2 protein-coding genes are annotated in these 1,271 nt (G+C 54.1%); both read right to left on the bottom strand.

What is annotated here, in order from left to right:
* Window positions 1-39: 39 nt before the first annotated feature.
* Window positions 40-897 (bottom strand): IS3 family transposase, encoded by an 858-nt coding sequence (locus HX815_RS27970; protein WP_146014440.1) that lies wholly within the window; start codon window positions 895-897, stop codon window positions 40-42.
* Window positions 894-1,187, bottom strand: a complete 294-nt coding sequence (locus HX815_RS27965) for a transposase (RefSeq protein ID WP_033901971.1) — start codon at window positions 1,185-1,187, stop codon at window positions 894-896. The genes HX815_RS27970 and HX815_RS27965 overlap by 4 nt, the downstream gene beginning before the upstream one ends.
* Window positions 1,188-1,271: the final 84 nt, after the last annotated feature.

Here is a 1,271-nt window from a genome sequence, read left to right as displayed (position 1 = left end):
TGGACTTGCTCCCTCCAAACGTACGCCATAAAGCGAGTGTTAAGCAGAGTGCTTCAGGTGCTTTGCGTAGTCATTAGGTGACCTGTATCCCAGCGCCGAGTGCAGCCGTGTCGCATTGTAAAACCCATGGATGTAGCTTGCGATTGATGCATGGGCCTGTGCTTTGCTGGGATACACACCCGTGGCTTCTTCCTTCTTGAGTGAGGCAAAAAAGCTCTCTGCTACGGCGTTATCCCAGCAGTTTCCCTTACGGCTCATGCTTTGCACAAAGCCTCTTTCCGCGATCATGCTGCGAAAACCGCTACCCGTGTATTGCCGGCCTCGATCAGAGTGAAAAATCACCCCGTGATCAACTGGCGTTTTCGTCCAGGCGTTCATGAACGCCTGTTGTACCAAACCCTCGGGCATACGATCCGACAGGCTGTATCCAAGCACCTGCCGGGTCTGAACACTCAACACCACAGCCAAGTACAACCACCCCTGGCGTGTCGAAATATACGTGATATCACCCACCCAAGCGGCTACGGGACTTGTCACAGAAAAGCGTCGTTTCAACACATTGTCAGAAATGGGTTGGATATACCGGTTATCCGTTGAATGTTTGAACCGGGCTTTGATTTTTCCTCGTAGCATCTCCTCTCTCATCAGCCGAGCTACCCGCTTGTGCCCTATCGTGTAAGAGCGGTTATGAAGCGCCTGAACCATGCGCGGACGCCCATAAGTGCCGCGGCTTGCTCGATGAATCGCACGAATCTCCAGGCGAATCGCGGCGTCTGGATCCGGACGCTCCTGGCGCTTCAAATAGCCGTGAAAGCCCGACACCGAGACCTCCATCACTCGACATAACAGCCTAACCGGAAAGCGAGTCCGTTCACGGGCGACGAAGGCGTATCTCAGTTGGACTCTTTGGCAAAGAACGCCGTCGCTTTTTTTAGGATTTCTCGCTCCATTTTGAGCGTGGCATTTTCAGCTCGAAGCCGAGCCAGCTCGCTTTCCAGGTCAGAGACCGGATGCCGGGCAGGAGAACTGAGAGGACGCCCGTTGCGTGCGGCGTCCAGCCAATTACCTAAGGTTTTGACCGAGATATCCAACTGTCGGGCAGCTTCTCCTCGACCAATGCTTTCAGCAAGTGTCACTGCCTGAGCTTTGAAGTCGTCGGTGTAACTGCGGCGAGTTTGCTGTGCCATAAGTACCTCCAAGATTGCGATTAAAATATCGCTTCTTGGCGTCCGCTACGAGGGAACAAGTCCACCAAAGCGCTCTGCCCCGCC

Origin of the sequence: Pseudomonas sp. E6002 (assembly GCF_013385565.1) — a bacterium.
Taxonomy (GTDB): domain Bacteria; phylum Pseudomonadota; class Gammaproteobacteria; order Pseudomonadales; family Pseudomonadaceae; genus Aquipseudomonas.
This window is presented reverse-complemented; position numbering and strand designations above follow the sequence as displayed.